Raw genomic sequence first — 15,808 nt, 5'->3', positions numbered from 1 at the left:
CGCAGCGGAGCCCTAATGCCAAGGCTGCCGTCGCCCGGCAGGACAGCCGCCGGAAGAAGCGGTCGTGGAACGTCGCTCGGCGCCGCCGTCATGGCGCGCCGCTCTGGGACGGAGATACTCGTGAAGATCGACCGGATCAGCGTCCTCGACATCCGTTTCCCGACCGCGCGGCGGCGGGACGGGTCGGACGCGATGAATCCCGACCCCGACTATTCCGCCGCCTATGTGATCCTTTCGACCGATGGCGGGCTCGAAGGCCACGGCCTGACCTTCACCATCGGCCGCGGCAACGACATCGTCTGCGCCGCGATCGAGGCGCTGAAGCCGGCGGTGCTGGGCCGCGACCTGGCCGGGTTCACCCGCGACATGGGTGCCACCTACCGCCACCTGACCGGCGACAGTCAGCTGCGCTGGCTGGGGCCGGAGAAGGGGGTGATGCAGCTCGCCACCGCGGCGATGCTGAACGCGATCTGGGACCTCTGGGCCAAGGCCGAGGGCAAGCCGCTGTGGCGCGTCCTGGCCGACATGACGCCCGAGGAGACGGTGCGCTGCATCGACTTCCGCTACATCACCGATGCCCTGACGCCGGCCGAGGCGGTGGAGCTGCTGCGCCAGCAGGAAGCCGGCAAGGCGGCGCGGATCGAGCGGCTGCTGGCCGAGGGCTATCCCGCCTACACCACCAGCGCCGGCTGGCTCGGCTACAGCGACGACAAGATCCGTCGCCTGGTGCGCGAGGCGCTGGCCCAGGGTTTCAAGGCGTTCAAGATCAAGGTCGGCGCCGACCGCGAGGCCGACCTGGCCCGCGCCGCTTTGGTGCGCGGCGAGATCGGTGACGACCTGACCTTCATGGTCGACGCCAACCAGGTCTGGGATGTCGGCCAGGCGATCGAATGGTCGACCGCGCTGCTGCCGTTCAAGCCGCTGTGGGTGGAGGAGCCGACCAGCCCCGACGACATCCTCGGCCATGCCGCGATCGACCGGGTGCTGCGCCGCTACGGCACAAGGGTCGCGACCGGGGAGCATGTGCACAACCGGGTGATGTTCAAGCAGTACCTGCAGGCCGCGGCCCTCGGCTTCTGCCAGATCGACGCGGCCAGGGTCGGCGGCGTGAACGAGAACCTGGCCATCATCCTGATGGCGGCCAAGTTCGGCGTGCCGGTCTGTCCCCATGCCGGCGGCATCGGCCTGTGCGAATACGTGCAGCACCTGTCGATGTGGGACTTTGTCGCCGTCAGCGGCAGCAAGGACCGCCGCTTCATCGAATATGTCGACCATCTGCACGAGCATTTCGTCGACCCGGTGCGGATCGAGAACGGCTGCTACAGGGCGCCGACCGCGCCCGGCTACTCCATCACCATGAAGCCCGCCTCGCTCCAGGCCCATCGCTTCCCCGACGGCAGCGCCTGGCGCGACGACCAGGAGGCCCGCCCATGAGCGCCCCCTTCCTGCCGGAGGAGAAGAAGGCCTGGTTCGTCCATGACCGCTTCGGCATGTTCATCCACTGGGGCCTCTACGCCCTGCCGGCCCGCCATGAATGGGTGAAGAGCCGGGAGGAGATCGGCGACGAGGTCTACCGGGCCTATTTCGAGCATTTCGACCCCGACCTCTACGACCCGCGCGACTGGGCGGCCCGGGCGAAGAGGGCCGGCATGAGATACGTGGTGCTGACCGCCAAGCACCATGAGGGCTTCTGCCTGTGGGACAGCAAGGTCACCGACTACAAGGCGACCAACACCCCTTACGGCAAGGATCTGATCAAGCCCTTCGTCGAGGCGTTCCGGGCCGAGGGGCTGAAGGTCGGCTTCTACTACTCGCTGATCGACTGGCACCACCCGGACTTCACCATCGATGTCCACCACCCGCAGCGCAACCACCCCGAGGCGGCGGCGCTGAACCAGGGCCGCGACATGCGCCGCTACGCCGCCTATATGCGCGACCAGGTGCGCGAGCTGCTGACCGGCTACGGGAAGATCGACATCCTGTGGTTCGACTTCTCCTACCCGAACCGGACCTACAAGGGCCTGCCGGGCAAGGGCCATCAGGACTGGGAGAGCGAGAAGCTGCTGGCGCTGGTGCGCGAGCTGCAGCCGGACGCGTTGGTGAACAACCGGCTCGATCTGCTGGATGTGCTGGGCGTGCCGCCCGACATCACCACGCCGGAGCAGTTCCTGCCGCGGGAGGCGCCGCGGGTGCTGGGCCAGGCGGTGACCTGGGAATCCTGCCACACCTTCTCGGGTTCCTGGGGCTATCACCGCGACGAGACCAGCTGGAAGAGCCCGGAGCAGCTGATTCAGCTGCTGGTCGACAACGTCGCCATGGGCGGCAACCTCTTGATGAATGTCGGCCCGACCGGCCGCGGCACCTTCGACGACCGCGCCAAGGCGGCGCTCGAGGTCTATGGAAGCTGGCTCGATCTGCACGGCCGCAGCATCTATGGCTGCGGCCCGGCCGGGGCTGAGTTCCCGGTGCCACGCGACTGCCGGCTGACCCGCAACGGCAACCGCCTCTACGTCCATCTCTTCGCCTGGCCGTTCCGGCACCTGCATCTCGACGGGCTCGGCGGCAAGGTCGCCTATGCTCAGCTGCTGCACGACGCCAGCGAGGTGAAGCGGCTGGAGCCGAAGGATCTCGCGCTCGGCGGCAACACCCATGTGCCGCTGACCGCCGGCACCCTGACGCTGGAGCTGCCGGTGCGCCGCCCCGACGTGACCGTGCCGGTGATCGAGCTGTTCCTGAAGGACGGCTGAGCCCGTCCGGACTCGCCCATCAAGCGCCCGCCCGGCAGAAGGCGGCCGCAGCAGGAGGATGAACGCCATGAAGACGCTGAGCACCATCCTGGCCGCGGCGACGGTGGCCGTGTCGCTGTCCGCCGCCCCGGCCCGGGCCGAGCCGGTGACCCTGACCTGGCAGATGTGGGCCGGCACCGATGCCGAGATCGAGGCCTGGAAGCATGTCGCCGGGCTGGTCAACGCCCAGTATCCCGACATCAAGGTCGAGCTGCAGACCTCCCCCTGGCGCGACTACTGGACCAAGCTGCCGACCCTCGCGGCGTCGAACACGCTGCCGGACATCGTCAGCATCCAATCGCTGCGCCTGTCCAATTTCAGCACCCTGTTCGAGCCGCTCGACGACTATGTGAAGGAGGGCTTCGACCTCGGCCAGTTCGACCGCTCGATCCTCGACGGCCTCAGCTATGGCGGGCATCTCTATGCGCTGCCCTACGACTTCGGGCCGCTGGTCGTCTACTACAACCGCGACCTGTTCACGAAATACGGGGTCGAGCCGCCAAAATCCGGCTGGACGCGGGCGGATTTCCTGGCCGCGGCGAAGGCGCTGACCCGCGACGGCAATTACGGCTTCGCCGTCACCGCCAGCGACTGGCTGGAATTCGCCCTGTCCGACGGGGCCAGGTACCTGACCGAGGAGGGCGGGCTGAACTTCGCCGATCCCGAGCTGCAGGCCGCCTTCCAGTCCTATGTCGACCTGGTGACCAAGGAGAAGGTCGCGCCGGTGATCGCGGCCAGCGGCCAGCCGTCCGGCGACATCGCCCGCGGCCGCTTCCTGGCCGGCACCGTCGCCATGTACGTCACCGGCCCGTGGGAGATGATCAACATCCGCAAATCCTCCAACTTCCCGGTCGGGCTGGCGCCGTTGCCTGCCGGCAAGGCCGGCAGCATCACCTTCAGCGCCGGCTCGGGCTTCGGCATCAACAAGGCCGGCCCGCACAAGGACCTGGCCTGGAAGGCGATCCAGGTGCTGACCGGTCCGGAGGCGGAGCAGTACCTGGCCTCGCAGGGCCGCGCCTTCCCGGCCCGGACCGCGCAGCAGGGCTACTGGTACGACGTCGCGGCGCAGGACGTGGCCAATGCCCGCGAGACCATCGACTTCGCGCTGAAGAACGCGCAGCCCTATCGCACCACCGCCAACTGGAACACGGTGTACGAGCTGCTGGAGCAGTATGCGCCGCTGGCCTATAGCGGGTCGCAGAGCGGCGCCGAGGTGCTGGACATCGTGCAGGGCCTGGCCGCCGAATGACCGTGCAGGCCCAGGATCTCGCGGCGCGGGTGGCGCCCACTCCCAGGGCACGGCGGCGCCGCGCCTTCCGGGCGGAGGGGCGGGCCGCCTTCTGGTTCCTGCTGCCCAGCCTGCTCGGCTTCCTGGCCTTCCTCCTGTTCCCGCTGGTCGCGTCGCTGGCGCTCAGCTTCACCAACTGGCAACTGCTGACCGAGCCGAAATTCGTCGGCCTGGCCAACTACATCCGCCTGTTCAAGGTCGATCCCAGCTTCTGGCGGGCGCTGGCCAACACTGCCTTCTACACCGCCGAGTATCTGGTGCTGAACATCGTGCTGGCGGTCGGCATGGCGGTCTGGATCTCCAGCCTGCGCTGGGGCAAGCGGCTGTTCCGGCTGATCTTCTTCCTGCCGACCTTCACGCCGATGATCGGCGCCTCGGTGGTCTGGTTGCTGATCTTCACCCCGGGCGGGCTGATGGACTGGCTGGTCCAGTCCCTCGGCCTGCCGATCCCGAACCTCCTGGTTGATCCGAACTGGGCGATGCAGGCGATCGTCATCGTCTCGCTGTGGTCGGGCTTCGGCTATAACCTGCTGCTGTTCGGCGCGGCGCTGGAATCGATCCCGCAGACCTATCTCGACGCCGCCCAGATCGACGGCGCCAACGCCTGGCAGCGCTTCTGGCGGATCAAGCTGCCGCTGATCTCGCCGACCCTGTTCTTCGGCACGGTGATGACCGCGATCACCGCGCTGCAGGTGTTCGACCAGGTCTATTCCATGACCCGCGGCGGACCCGGCGCCGCCACCGCGACGCTCGGCTTCTTCATCTACCAGAACGGCTTCACGACCTACCGGATGGGCTACGCCTCCTCGATCGCCTGGGTGATGTTCGTCATCATCATGGCGCTGACGGCGCTCCAGTTCCGGCTGCAGCGGAAATGGGTGCATTATGACGACTAGGCCCAAGGCGGCCGGCGCTGTCACCGCCGGCACTCTGGTCTCGCAGGGGGCGATGGCGCTGGTGGCGCTGGCCTTCCTGTTCCCGTTCTTCTGGATGCTGACCAACGCGATCCGACCAAACGGCGAAGTGCTGGCCGTGCCGCCGCGCCTGCTGCCCAGCGACTGGCAATGGGGCAACTTCCTCGACGCCTGGGTCTACCTGCCCTTCGGCCGGTTCTTCCTGAACAGCGCGCTGGTCTCCGCCGCCGTCACCGTGATCGTGCTGACCGTCTCCAGCCTCGCCGCCTACGCCTTCGCCCGGCTGCGCTTCGTCGGCCGCGACACGCTGTTCCTGACCTATCTCTCGACGCTGATGATCCCGCAGGCGGTGCTGGTGATCCCGCTGTTCCTGCTGATCAGCAGGCTCGACTGGGTCAACACCTTCCAGGCGCTGATCCTGCCGGTCGCCTTCGGCTCCTTCGGCACCTTCATGCTGCGCCAGTTCTTCAAGACCATCCCGCGCGAGCTGGAGGAGGCGGCCTTGTGCGACGGCGCTTCGCGGCTGCGCATCCTGGTCAGCATCATCCTGCCGATGTCGCTGCCGGTCCTGGGCCTCCTGGCCCTGTTCACCTTCACGGCGCAGTGGAACAGCTTCCTGTGGCCGCTGATCATCGTGAACGGCACCGAGCACGCGACCATCCCGCTCGGCCTCACCATGTTCCAGACCCAGCAGGGCACGCAGTGGAACTACCTGATGGCCGGCGCCGCGATCTCGATGATCCCCGGCCTGTGCCTGACCATCCTGCTGCAACGCTACATCTTCAGCGGCATCGCCATGAATTCGGGATTTGGCGGGCGATAAGGGCTCTAGGTGGGATCTAGACTTGATAAATCCCACTTAGAGTTGCATCATCGAACGAGCCACAAGAAGGGGCGGGAAGGGGAGCGACCATGGACATGCATGTTCCGGCGCAGGCCGAGGCGCCGCGGCTTCTCACCGACGCGCAGATCCGACAGTTCCTGGCGAACGGCTATCTGGTGCTGCAGACGGCGCTGCCGAAGTCGTTCCACGACCAGATCTTCCAGCGCTTCGACGAGCTGATCGGCGGAGACCGGCACGAGAACCCCGGCAACAACCTCCTGCCGCTGGTGCCGGAGATCAACGCCGTGTTCGAGGACCCGGTGGTGAAGGGCGCGCTGACCAGCGTGCTGGGGCCGGACTACATCATGCATCCGCACCGGGCCCTGCATAAGAACCCGCCAGGATCGCCGATCCAGAACTGGCACAAGGACAGCTACTGGGGCTACATGCGCCGGGTGCGGAACCACCGGCCGCGCTGGGTCATGATCATGTACTACCCGCAGGACACGCCGGCCGAGCTGGGGCCGACCGGGGTGGTGCCGGGCAGCCACCTGCTCGCCGCCGGGATCAAGGACCCGGACGCGCTGGAGCGCAACGGCTCCGGCCCGGCCGGCTCGGTGCTGATGATCCACTACGACATCTGGCACCGGAAGATGAAGAACCTGACCGCGGACAAGCGGTTCATGATGAAGTTCGAGTTCATCCGCATGGCGCCGGTCGGCGCGCCGGCCTGGCCGCACAGCGACCCGGCCTGGCGGGCGCCTTCGCCGCTGCCGTCCTTCCCGATGGAGGCTGCCTGGAAGGCACAGTGGCGCTGGCTGACCGGCGGCACCGCGGCCGGCGGCGCGGCGGATCTCGATGCTCTGCGCACCGCGCTGGCCGGCACGCCGGCGAAGGCTGCGGCGGCGATGTCGACGATATCCGATCTCGGTCCCTCGCCCGCGGCGCTGGTGCCGGCACTGCTGCCCTGGCTCGACGGCGACGACGAGGCGCTGCAGCTCGACGCCGCCTATGCGCTGGGCGCGATCGGCGAGGCGGCGCTGCCCGCCCTGCTGCAGCGGGTCGAGGCCGACACAAGCCACGATCCGGAGGACGGCACGGTCAAGAGCGACGCCGGCCGGCTGACGGCGAAGGACTGCGTCGCCCTCTCCGCCACCTACGGCCTGATCGAGATCGGGGCGCCGGCGGTGCCGGGGCTGCTGCGCCTGCTGCGGGACGGCGCCGGCCGGGCGCGCAAGCTCGCCGCCTTCGCCCTCGGCGAGATCGCCGGCTCCGGGCCGGAGGTGCGCGACGCGCTGATCGCCGCGACGAGCGACACCGACCCCCATCTCCGCATCGCCGCGGTCGAGGCGCTCGGGCTGAAGCCGGCGGACGACGCGACCGTCGCCGCGCTGGTCCGCGCTCTGGACGACGCCGACGAGGAGGTGCGCTTCGACGCCGTGCTCGGCCTGGCGCGGATGGGGCAGGCGGCGGCCGCGGCGGTGCCGGCGCTGGGCCGGGTGCTGACGCAGGATCCGAACCGCTATGTCCGCGGCTATGCGGTCGAGGCGCTGTCCCGCATCGGGGATGACGCAGCGCACCGGGTGCTGATACCTTATCTCAAGCTCTCCCGATGGTGTCCGATGACGACGTCGGCGAGCATTTTCTGACCTGTTTTCACGGCGCGGCCTTGGCGGATCGGCGGCTCTCTCTCTCCAACGGAACCGAATCAGGGGCCCAGGATCCGGAGGCGCTGGCCGCGATCCTGGAGCGCGCCCTTTCCACCGATCCCCGCCGCTCGCTCGCCGGCGGGGCGGTGCGCCAGACGGTGCAGGCGCTGGGCCGTGCCATCGTCGCCGGCCGCTATGCCGAGGACGGGCCGCTGCCGACCGAGACCGAGCTCGCCGCCGAATACGCGGTCGGCCGCAACGCGATGCGCGAGGCGATCAAGGTCCTGGCCGGCAAGGGCCTGATCCGCACCGCCCGGCGCTACGGCTCGCGCATCCGGCCGCGCGAGGAATGGTCGATCCTCGACCCCGACGTGCTGGCCTGGCATCTGCGCGAGCCGGACGGGATCGGCCGCTTCCTGGTCGAGATCTCCGAGCTGCGCGAGATCGTCGAGCCGCGGGCGGCGGAGCTTGCGGCCCAGCGCGCGACGGCGGAGGAGGCGGAGGCGATCGTGGCCCTGGCCGCGCGGCTGGCGGTGGAGGCCATGCCCCAGGTGCTGGACACCGACGTGGCCTTCCATCTGGCGGTGCTGAACGCCTCGCACAACCGGCTGCTCTCCGGCTTCGCCCGGCCGCTCGAGGTGCTGCTGCGGGTGCAGTTCCTGGTCTCGGCGCACGGCATCGCCGCGGAATACGCCTACAGCCCCTCGGCCGACTACCATATGGCGATTGCCGAGGGCATCCGCGGCCGCGACCCGCAGAAGGCGCGGGACGCGGTGATGGCGATGCTGACCCGCAACCGCGGCATCGCCGAGAAGGTGGCGGGACCGGGCTGAGCCACGGCCCGCGAGGGCAGGGAGGTCGGTATGGCGCGCGATCCGGGGCTGGAGGAGCTGGTGCGGGAGGCGCTGGGCGCGGAGCCCGGCCTGGACGAGAAGCGGATGTTCGGCGGCCTGGCCTGGCTGCTGCACGGCAACCTGCTGTGCGGCGCCCGCGTCGACAGCATGCTGGTCCGCCTCGGCAAGGGCAACGACGGCTGGGCGCTGGAGCAGCCGGACGTCGCGCCGATGATCATGCAGGGCCGGCGCATGGATGGCTGGGTGCGGGCGGGTTCGGCGGCCTATGGCGACGACGCGTTGCGCCGGCGGCTGCTCGACGCCGCGCTGGCCTTCGTCCGCACTCTGCCGCCGAAATAGCTATTCCGCCAACAGACCCAGGACGAAATCGGCCCGCTCGGCCACGCCCGTCTTCGGCAGGACCATAACCTCGTAACCCAGCGCCGGATAAACGGCCAGCAGCCGCTCGTACTCGGCCATGGCCGCGTCGAAGCCGTGGCGCCGCTCCGGATCGGTGCCGTAGATCTCCGGCCAGGGCGGGGTCAGGAACACCTGCCAGTGACAGGGATGGTGGCGGGCGATCGTCTCCAGCGCCGGCTCGCCGGTCATGTGCTGCAGCGCGGCCGCGGCGTCGACCAGGCCGCGGTCGAAGAACACCCAGCCGGGGAGGGCTCCGGCCGCGGCACGGTCGGCCAGCGCCATGGCGATAGCGCGGCGGGCGAAGGCCGGCCCGTCGACCCAGGGCAGCGCCCGGCCGCCGCTCTCCAGCTCCTCCTTGACGATCCGCCGCCCCGGCTCCTCCACCACCGCATGCCCACGCCGGGCGAGCTCCGCCAGCAGCGTCGACTTGCCGCCGCCCGAGCAGCCGGAGATGACGACGAAACGGTTCATTTGGGTTCCTCCAATGTCCGGTCGAGATTTGACATGTGCATCACATGTGCTCATGTTCTACGCATGACCGCGATGATCCAGATCCGCAACGTGCCGGATGCGCTGCACCGCCGGCTCAAGTCGCGCGCAGCGCTCGCCGGCATGTCGCTATCCGACTATCTGCTCCAGGAGATCCGTCGGCTGGCCGAGCGGCCGACGCTCGACGAGTTGCGGGCGCGCCTGGAGCAGCGGCCGAAGGTGGCGCCGTCCGAAGCGCCGGCGCAGGCGGTGCGGACCGAACGCGACCAGCGATGATCGTCGTCGACGCGTCGGCCGTGCTCGAAGTGCTCCTGCGCACGCCGGCGGCCAAGGCCGTGGAGGCGAGGCTGTTCGACTCCGGCCTGACGCTGCACGCGCCGCATCTGCTGGACGTCGAGGTCGCGCAGGTGATCCGCCGCTATGCGGCGAAGGGGGAGATCGACGACGCGCGCGGGCGCGCCGCCCTCGCCGACCTGGCGGACTTGCCGCTGCACCGCTACCCGCACGACATCCTCCTGCCGCGCATCTGGGACCTGCGGGCCAACGTCACGGCTTACGACGCCGCCTACATGGCCCTGGCCGAAGCGCTCGACGCCCCGCTGCTGACCCGCGACCAGCGCCTCGCCGCCGCGGCCGGGCACAAGGCGCGGATCGAGGTGGTGTGAATGGCTGGCCCGCGTCTCGGTGACACGGGGATTGCCCTTCTGAGTACGTCGAAGCGACGGTATCCTCGGTGTGACATTCAGGGATGACTGTTCCATCGGAGTCGCCAATTGGCGGTCGATCTCAACCACCTGATCCTGTTCTCGCGCGTGGTGCGGGCGGGCAGCTTCTCCGGTGCCGCGCGGATGCTGGGCCTGCCGAAGGCGACCGTCAGCCGGAACATCGCGCGGCTGGAGGAGGAGATCGGGGCGCGCCTGCTGCACCGCACGACGCGTAAGATCGAGCTGACCTCGCTCGGCCGGGCCTATCTCGACGAGGTCGATCTCGGCCTCGGGCATCTGGAGGCGGCGTCCGAGCGGGTCGCGGCGGCGCAGCGGGTGCCCAGCGGCACGCTGCGGCTGACGGCGCCCGTCTATTTCGGGGTGCGCTACCTGATCGAATGGGTGGCCGAGTTCTGCGCCCGGTTCGCAAATGTCAAGGTAGAGTTGCACCTCAGCGACGACTATGTCGACCTCATCGAGGGTCGCATCGACATCGCCATCCGCACCGGCCGGCTCTCCAGCTCGAGCCTCGTTGCCCGCAAGCTCGGCCCCGCGAAGCGGATCGTGGTGGCCAGCCCCGATTATCTGGCGCGCCGGGGCACACCGCGATCGGTCGGCGACCTGCCCGCGCATGACGCCGTCGTGCTGGGACCGTCGGTCGACAACGCCGTCTGGCGGCTCGACGGTCCGCAGGGGCCGGAGGAGGTCCACATGCAGGGCCGCATCGCCGTCAACAGCGCGCAGGCCGCGCTTCGCGCCGCGGTGGCCGGCCTTGGGCTCGCCCTGCTGCCCACCGGCGTCGTCCAGGGTGACCTCGATGCCGGCAGGCTCCGGCAGGTCCTGAAGCGGCACAGCGTCGACAGCGGCGGCCTGTATGCGGTCTATGCGAGCGGCCGCCATCCGACCGCCGCGCATAGGGCCCTGCTGGATTTCCTTGCCGCCAAGCTTCGCGCCCGGGCGGCCTGACGGCGCGCACGAGCCGACGCCGCTGTTAGCGCATGTGAGACGGTGTTTCCAAATTGTCGCTCCTACCGCGACGCCTCCCCGCCATGTGATCCTGCCCGCCGTCGATGATCACGGGAGGGCGTGCGATGACCGTGGATGACGAAGGCCGGCTGCAGGCCGGAACCAGCCGTCGGGTGCTGCTGCAGGCCGGCATGGCGGCAGGGCTGATGGCGATGGCCCGCCCCCTCTGGGCGCAGGCGGCGCAGCCTCCGGTGGTTGTGATCACCGGCACCAGCTCCGGCTTCGGCCGCCTGATGGCGGAAGGCTTCGCCCGGCAGGGGGCCCGGGTCTTCGCGACCATGCGCGATCCCGGCGGCCGCAACGCGTCGGCGGCCCGCGAGCTCGCCGCACTCGCCGAGGACGGCCTGAGCCTGGAGGTGGTCGAGATCGACGTGCTGAGCGACGAGTCGGTCGCCGCCGGCATCTCCCGCGTGATCGCCGCCGCAGGCCGGATCGACGTGCTGGTCAGCAATGCCGGCATCGTCGTCCCCGGCCCGGTGGAGGTGCAGACGCCGGCCTGGTTCGGCGCCAATCTGGAGACCAACCTGAACGGGGCGCTGCGCCTGTATCGCGCGGTGCTGCCGCAGATGCGCGCCCAGCGGGGCGGGACGATCATCCAGATGTCGAGTGCGCTCGGCCGCGCCATCGACCCGATGCTGGGCGGCTATTGCGCGTCGAAGCTGGCCGTCGAGGCCGCCGCCGACGCGCTCGCCTACGAAGCCGCCGCCTCCAACATCGAGGTGATCGTGGTGCAGCCCGCCGGCGCCTATCCGACGCAGCTGCAGGCCAATGCGGTGCGCCACTGGGAGCGGATGCTGGGCGAGCTTCCGGACGCCGAGCGCGCGCGGACGGAACCCTATGCGCGCCATATCGAGGCAATGCTCGCCGATCTCGTTCCCGATCCGGAACTCGACCCGAAGGAGGTGTCGAACGCGGTCGTCGCGCTGGCCGCCACGGAGTTCGGCGCGCGGCCGTCGCGGCTGACGGTTGGCCCCTACAGGGACGGCATCGATCCGGTCAACGCCGCCCACGAGCAGCTGCAGGCGGAGATGATCTCGCACAACCGGATCGCGGACCTCCTGACGCTGCGGCCACAGCCGCGCTGACCGGCGCCGGACGCATCTCGTCCGTGCGCATCGCCCCGTCGCCGTCTCCCCGCACAGGGAAGGCGAGGCGGGCGCCGCGGCCGTACTGCCTTGGCGAGCAGCCCATCACCCGCTTGAAGGCGGTGCTGAAGGCGCTCTCGGATTCATAGCCGAGCGACAGGGCGATGGCGGAGACGGGATCGCCGGAATTCGCCAGCCTGTCCACCGCCAGCAGCATCCGCCAGCGCGTCAGGTATTCCATCGGCGTCTCCCCGACCGTCTCCCTGAACTTCAGGGCGAAGCTCGATCGCGACATGCCGGCATGCGCCGCCAGCGCCTGCAATGTCCAGCGATGCGCGGGATCGGCATGCATGGCACCGATCGCCGCTCCCATCTGCCTGTCCGCCAGGGCGAAGAACCAGCCGACGCCGCCTCCCGACCCTTCCTCCAGGTGCAGCCGCAGGGCCTGGACCAGCATCATATGGGCGAGATGCTGAGCGATCAGAAAGCCGCCGGGCTGGCGCTCGTGCAGCTCCTGCATCATCCGCTCGACGGACCAGCGCAGCGCCGCCTGGTCCGATTCCTTCCGGATGTGCACGATGGGCGGCAGCATCCGCAGCAGGATGCCGGCATGATCGCCGCTGACGGCGAAGCGGCTGCCGACCAGAAAGAAGTCCCCGCCGCCGTTGAAGGTGACGACGCCGCCATCCCGCGCCGGCGGGAAGACGGTGCCGGCGTCGACAGGCGCCAAGGCCAGGTCGCTGGCCAGGCGGAAAGGCCGCCCGCTCGGCAGCACGAAGCAGTCCCCGGTCTTCAGGCGTACCGGGTCGGGAACGCCCTCCACGGACAGCCAGCACGCGCCGGACACCACGGCGTAGCATTTGATCCGGTCGTGCTGGTGGTCGAACTGGATCGACCAGTCTCCGCCGGCATCGAAGCCGGCCGACACATAGCTGCGCGGCTTCAGCAGCGACAGCACGTCTGAGAGCGGATCCATCGGCCGTCCTGGACGATCGCAAAAATAAAACGGACTTTCCAGCATAGCTCGTCTGTTGGCGGACTCCTATCGTTGGGCCATCCAGCGGAGGTGATCCAGGGGCAGCGCCTCCGAAAGCCTGTAACCGGGTGGAGAGAGCAGCCTTCATGACAGCGTTCACGATCAACGGGCGCGCGATGAACGTCGCCGCCGGGCCCGACACGCCGCTGCTGTGGGTAATCCGGGAGCATCTGAAGCTCACCGGCACCAAATTCGGCTGCGGCATCGCGCAGTGCGGCGCCTGCACCGTGCATGTCGACGGCGAGCCGGCACGCTCCTGCGTCACCCCGCTCGAGAGCGTGGCCGGCCGGGCGGTGACGACGATCGAAGGCCTGTCGCCGGATGCCAGCCATCCGCTGCAGAAGGCCTGGATCGCGGAGCAGGTGCCGCAATGCGGCTACTGCCAGTCCGGGCAGATCATGCAGGCCGCAGCCCTCCTCGCGAGCAACCCCAGTCCCACCCGCGAGCAGATCATTGAACACATGGACGGCAACATCTGCCGCTGCGGGACTTATCTTCGGATCATCAGCGCCATCCAGCGCGCGGCACGGGAGGCCTGAGCCGTGTTGAAGCTCCACAGCCGCGCGCTCTCGCGACGCAGCTTCCTCGTCACCGCCGGCGGCTTCGGCATTGCGGTCGTGTTCGGCGGTCTGCCCCAGCATGCCCTGGGCGCCACCGTGGCGCCGGCGGCTGAGCGCTATTATCGGCCGAATGCCTGGGTGGCCATTGCGGCCGATGGCACCGTGACCGTGATGTCACCGGCTTCCGAGATGGGGCAGGGCATCATGACGACGCTGCCTCTGCTCATCGCGGAGGACATGGATGCCGATTGGGGCAAGGTGCGCGTCGTCCAGGCTCCGTCCGATGCGGAGACATACGGTAACCCAGGCTTCTACGGTATCCAGCTCACCGGCGGCAGCGAATCCACGCGGGGCTACTACGAGATGCTGCGCCTGGTCGGCGCCCAGACGCGCAAGGTCCTGATCGCGGGTGCTGCCGGCATGCTGAACGTGCCGGCGGGCGAGCTCACGACCGAGCCCAATCGGGTCGTGCACGCGCCATCGGGCCGCTCGCTCGACTACGGCGAGATCGCCGCGGCCGGCGAGCTTCCCGACCCGCTGCCGCAGGCGACCGCTGCCGATCTGAAGCCGCGCGAGCGGTGGCGCTATATCGGCAATCCGACGCTGACTCGCGTCGACGTGCCCTCGAAGGTCGACGGCAGCGCGATATTCGGCATCGACGTGCAGCTTCCGGGCATGCTGTACGGGGCGGTGCTGCGGGCACCCGTTCAGGACGAGACGCCGGAAGTTGTCGATGATGCCGCGGCCAGGGCCGTGCCGGGCATCAGGCAGATCGTCCCGCTGCCCTACGGCGTCGGCGTCATCGGCGAAACCATCGAGGCGACGATGCGGGCCAAGGACCTGCTCGACGTGACCTGGAGCACATCGTCGCGGGTCCGTCGCTACACCAGCGATCGGCTGCTGGATCAGTACCGCAGCGTCGGCCGCGACCTTTCCCGGACGGGCGTCGATGCTCTCGCCGAAGGCGATGCATCGGCGGCGATCGCGGGGGCCGCGACGGTCATCGAGGTCGACTACATAAGCGACCATGTCTGCCATGCGACCATGGAACCGATGAACGCCACGGCGCTGGTGACCGGCGATACGGTCGAAATCTGGGCACCGACACAGGGCCCGACGGGCACTCAGGGCTTCGCCGCGGAGGTGGTTGGCACCACTCCCGACAAGGTCAAGGTGAACACGACACTGCTCGGCGGCGGCTTCGGCCGCAAGGCGGAGGCCGACTTCATCATCGACGCGGTGTCGCTGGCCAAGGCGGTGCCAGGCCGCCCGGTCAAGGTCGTATGGAGCCGTGAAGACGATGTCCAGCACGACAAGTTCCGACCGCTCGCAGCGCAGCACATCCAGGTCGGGCTCGACGGCGGCGGGGCCATCGTCGGCTGGCGGCACCGCATCGTGGCGGATTCCATTTTCGCCCGGACCATGCCCAGGCTGCTCGAGAGCGCGGGAGGCCACGACGATGTCGTGACCGAGGGCGCGGAGTTCAACTACGCCGTCCCGGCGCATCGGGTCGAGTATATCCGCCAGGACAACGGGCTGGATGTCGGCTTCTGGTTCGCGGTCGGGGTCGGCTACACCAGGTTCGCCATCGAATGCGTGGTCGACGAGATCGCGGCGGCCAGGGGCGCCGATCCCCTGGCGCTTCGGCTGGAGCTGCTGCAGGACCAGCCGCGGGCGCGGAGGGTCGTCGAGACCGTCGCGCAGATGGCGGAATGGGACCGCCCGCGCCACGGGCGGGCGCTCGGCCTCGCCTATTCCGATGCGTTCGGCTCCCACTGCGCGCAGATCGCCGAGGTGTCGCTCGACCGGCAGAGCGGCGGGATCCGCGTGCACTCGGTGTGGTGCGCGGTCGATCCGGGGGTGGCGGTCCAGCCGCGCCACATCGAAGCGCTGATGATGACCGGGATCACGAACGGCATCAGCCACGCGCTGTTCGAACGGATCAACATCGTCGACGGCCGGGTGCAGGAGTCGAACTTCGACACCTATCGGGTCATACGCATGTCCGAGGTGCCCGATATCGAGGTCGCCGTGATTCCGACGCCCGAGAGCCCGATCGGGGGCATCGGCCAGGTCGGCCTCCCACCGGTCGGTCCTGCGATCGCCAATGCGGTGGCGCGGCTCGCCGGCGGCGTGCGGCTGCGGCACTATCCGTTCCTGCCGCGGCGGGTGAAGGCGGCGCTCGGTGCCTGACT

The 15,808-nt window shown here is 69.3% G+C and carries 16 protein-coding genes; 14 read left to right on the top strand and 2 right to left on the bottom strand.

The window, feature by feature from the left end; translation table 11 throughout:
- Positions 1–120: 120 nt before the first annotated feature.
- The 8 genes from KXR53_RS21395 (at position 121) to KXR53_RS21360 (ending at position 8,653) form a co-directional block, all read left to right on the top strand.
- Positions 121–1,434, top strand: a complete 1,314-nt coding sequence (locus KXR53_RS21395) for an L-fuconate dehydratase (protein ID WP_437377294.1) — start codon at positions 121–123, stop codon at positions 1,432–1,434.
- Entirely contained in the window at positions 1,431–2,747 is a 1,317-nt protein-coding gene (locus tag KXR53_RS21390) for an alpha-L-fucosidase (RefSeq protein WP_437377293.1), read from the top strand. Before KXR53_RS21395 ends, KXR53_RS21390 begins: the two co-directional genes overlap by 4 nt.
- 67 nt (positions 2,748–2,814) lie before the next feature.
- Positions 2,815–4,035: an ABC transporter substrate-binding protein gene (locus tag KXR53_RS21385; protein ID WP_437377292.1), complete on the top strand. Its 1,221-nt coding sequence runs from the start codon at positions 2,815–2,817 to the stop codon at positions 4,033–4,035.
- Complete coding sequence (locus tag KXR53_RS21380) at positions 4,032–4,970, top strand: carbohydrate ABC transporter permease (protein ID WP_437377291.1); 939 nt, start codon at positions 4,032–4,034, stop codon at positions 4,968–4,970. The genes KXR53_RS21385 and KXR53_RS21380 overlap by 4 nt, the downstream gene beginning before the upstream one ends.
- Complete coding sequence (locus KXR53_RS21375) at positions 4,960–5,811, top strand: carbohydrate ABC transporter permease (protein WP_437377290.1); 852 nt, start codon at positions 4,960–4,962, stop codon at positions 5,809–5,811. The genes KXR53_RS21380 and KXR53_RS21375 overlap by 11 nt, the downstream gene beginning before the upstream one ends.
- Before the next feature lie 89 nt (positions 5,812–5,900).
- Positions 5,901–7,460, top strand: coding sequence for a HEAT repeat domain-containing protein (locus KXR53_RS21370; RefSeq protein ID WP_437377289.1), 1,560 nt, complete (start codon positions 5,901–5,903; stop codon positions 7,458–7,460).
- Positions 7,424–8,293 carry a FadR/GntR family transcriptional regulator gene (locus KXR53_RS21365; protein ID WP_437377288.1) on the top strand — a complete coding sequence of 290 codons (870 nt, stop codon included), beginning with the start codon at positions 7,424–7,426 and terminating at the stop codon, positions 8,291–8,293. The genes KXR53_RS21370 and KXR53_RS21365 overlap by 37 nt, the downstream gene beginning before the upstream one ends.
- 30 nt (positions 8,294–8,323) lie before the next feature.
- Positions 8,324–8,653: a TfoX/Sxy family protein gene (locus KXR53_RS21360; RefSeq protein ID WP_437377287.1), complete on the top strand. Its 330-nt coding sequence runs from the start codon at positions 8,324–8,326 to the stop codon at positions 8,651–8,653.
- Here KXR53_RS21360 and KXR53_RS21355 read toward each other — a convergent pair whose 3' ends face one another.
- Positions 8,654–9,184, bottom strand: coding sequence for an AAA family ATPase (locus KXR53_RS21355; RefSeq protein WP_437377286.1), 531 nt, complete (start codon positions 9,182–9,184; stop codon positions 8,654–8,656).
- Between the two features lie 63 nt (positions 9,185–9,247).
- Between KXR53_RS21355 and KXR53_RS21350 the strand changes: the two genes are divergently transcribed.
- The 4 genes from KXR53_RS21350 to KXR53_RS21335 all read left to right on the top strand — a co-directional run bounded on the left by KXR53_RS21350 (position 9,248) and on the right by KXR53_RS21335 (position 12,017).
- A complete protein-coding gene (locus KXR53_RS21350) occupies positions 9,248–9,478 on the top strand; it encodes a FitA-like ribbon-helix-helix domain-containing protein (RefSeq protein WP_437377285.1) in 231 nt (76 codons plus the stop codon).
- A complete protein-coding gene (locus tag KXR53_RS21345; protein WP_437377284.1) occupies positions 9,475–9,867 on the top strand; it encodes a type II toxin-antitoxin system VapC family toxin in 393 nt (130 codons plus the stop codon). The genes KXR53_RS21350 and KXR53_RS21345 overlap by 4 nt, the downstream gene beginning before the upstream one ends.
- 108 nt (positions 9,868–9,975) lie before the next feature.
- Positions 9,976–10,872, top strand: coding sequence for a LysR family transcriptional regulator (locus KXR53_RS21340; protein WP_437377283.1), 897 nt, complete (start codon positions 9,976–9,978; stop codon positions 10,870–10,872).
- Positions 10,873–10,997: 125 nt separating this feature from the next.
- A complete protein-coding gene (locus KXR53_RS21335; protein WP_437377282.1) occupies positions 10,998–12,017 on the top strand; it encodes an SDR family NAD(P)-dependent oxidoreductase in 1,020 nt (339 codons plus the stop codon).
- Here KXR53_RS21335 and KXR53_RS21330 read toward each other — a convergent pair.
- Positions 11,929–12,993, bottom strand: coding sequence for an AraC family transcriptional regulator (locus KXR53_RS21330; RefSeq protein ID WP_437377281.1), 1,065 nt, complete (start codon positions 12,991–12,993; stop codon positions 11,929–11,931). The genes KXR53_RS21335 and KXR53_RS21330 overlap by 89 nt on opposite strands.
- A gap of 146 nt (positions 12,994–13,139) precedes the next feature.
- Here KXR53_RS21330 and KXR53_RS21325 point away from each other — a divergent pair, with 146 nt between their 5' ends.
- Positions 13,140–13,592: a (2Fe-2S)-binding protein gene (locus tag KXR53_RS21325; protein WP_437377280.1), complete on the top strand. Its 453-nt coding sequence runs from the start codon at positions 13,140–13,142 to the stop codon at positions 13,590–13,592.
- A 3-nt stretch (positions 13,593–13,595) separates the two neighbouring features.
- Positions 13,596–15,806, top strand: coding sequence for a molybdopterin cofactor-binding domain-containing protein (locus KXR53_RS21320; protein WP_437377279.1), 2,211 nt, complete (start codon positions 13,596–13,598; stop codon positions 15,804–15,806).
- Positions 15,807–15,808: the final 2 nt, after the last annotated feature.

This window comes from Inquilinus limosus, from assembly GCF_051487185.1.
In the GTDB taxonomy this organism is placed as follows: Bacteria; Pseudomonadota; Alphaproteobacteria; order DSM-16000; family Inquilinaceae; genus Inquilinus; species Inquilinus limosus_F.
This window is presented reverse-complemented; position numbering and strand designations above follow the sequence as displayed.

Coding starts and splice junctions, on each gene's coding strand:
- KXR53_RS21390 (WP_437377293.1), top strand. CDS start 1,431: ATGAGCGCCCCCTTCCTGCCGGAGGAGAAGAAGGCCTGGTTCGTCCAT.
- KXR53_RS21385 (WP_437377292.1), top strand. CDS start 2,815: ATGAAGACGCTGAGCACCATCCTGGCCGCGGCGACGGTGGCCGTGTCG.
- KXR53_RS21380 (WP_437377291.1), top strand. CDS start 4,032: ATGACCGTGCAGGCCCAGGATCTCGCGGCGCGGGTGGCGCCCACTCCC.
- KXR53_RS21375 (WP_437377290.1), top strand. CDS start 4,960: ATGACGACTAGGCCCAAGGCGGCCGGCGCTGTCACCGCCGGCACTCTG.
- KXR53_RS21370 (WP_437377289.1), top strand. CDS start 5,901: ATGGACATGCATGTTCCGGCGCAGGCCGAGGCGCCGCGGCTTCTCACC.
- KXR53_RS21365 (WP_437377288.1), top strand. CDS start 7,424: ATGGTGTCCGATGACGACGTCGGCGAGCATTTTCTGACCTGTTTTCAC.
- KXR53_RS21360 (WP_437377287.1), top strand. CDS start 8,324: ATGGCGCGCGATCCGGGGCTGGAGGAGCTGGTGCGGGAGGCGCTGGGC.
- KXR53_RS21355 (WP_437377286.1), bottom strand. CDS start 9,184: ATGAACCGTTTCGTCGTCATCTCCGGCTGCTCGGGCGGCGGCAAGTCG.
- KXR53_RS21350 (WP_437377285.1), top strand. CDS start 9,248: ATGACCGCGATGATCCAGATCCGCAACGTGCCGGATGCGCTGCACCGC.
- KXR53_RS21345 (WP_437377284.1), top strand. CDS start 9,475: ATGATCGTCGTCGACGCGTCGGCCGTGCTCGAAGTGCTCCTGCGCACG.
- KXR53_RS21335 (WP_437377282.1), top strand. CDS start 10,998: ATGACCGTGGATGACGAAGGCCGGCTGCAGGCCGGAACCAGCCGTCGG.
- KXR53_RS21330 (WP_437377281.1), bottom strand. CDS start 12,993: ATGGATCCGCTCTCAGACGTGCTGTCGCTGCTGAAGCCGCGCAGCTAT.
- KXR53_RS21325 (WP_437377280.1), top strand. CDS start 13,140: ATGACAGCGTTCACGATCAACGGGCGCGCGATGAACGTCGCCGCCGGG.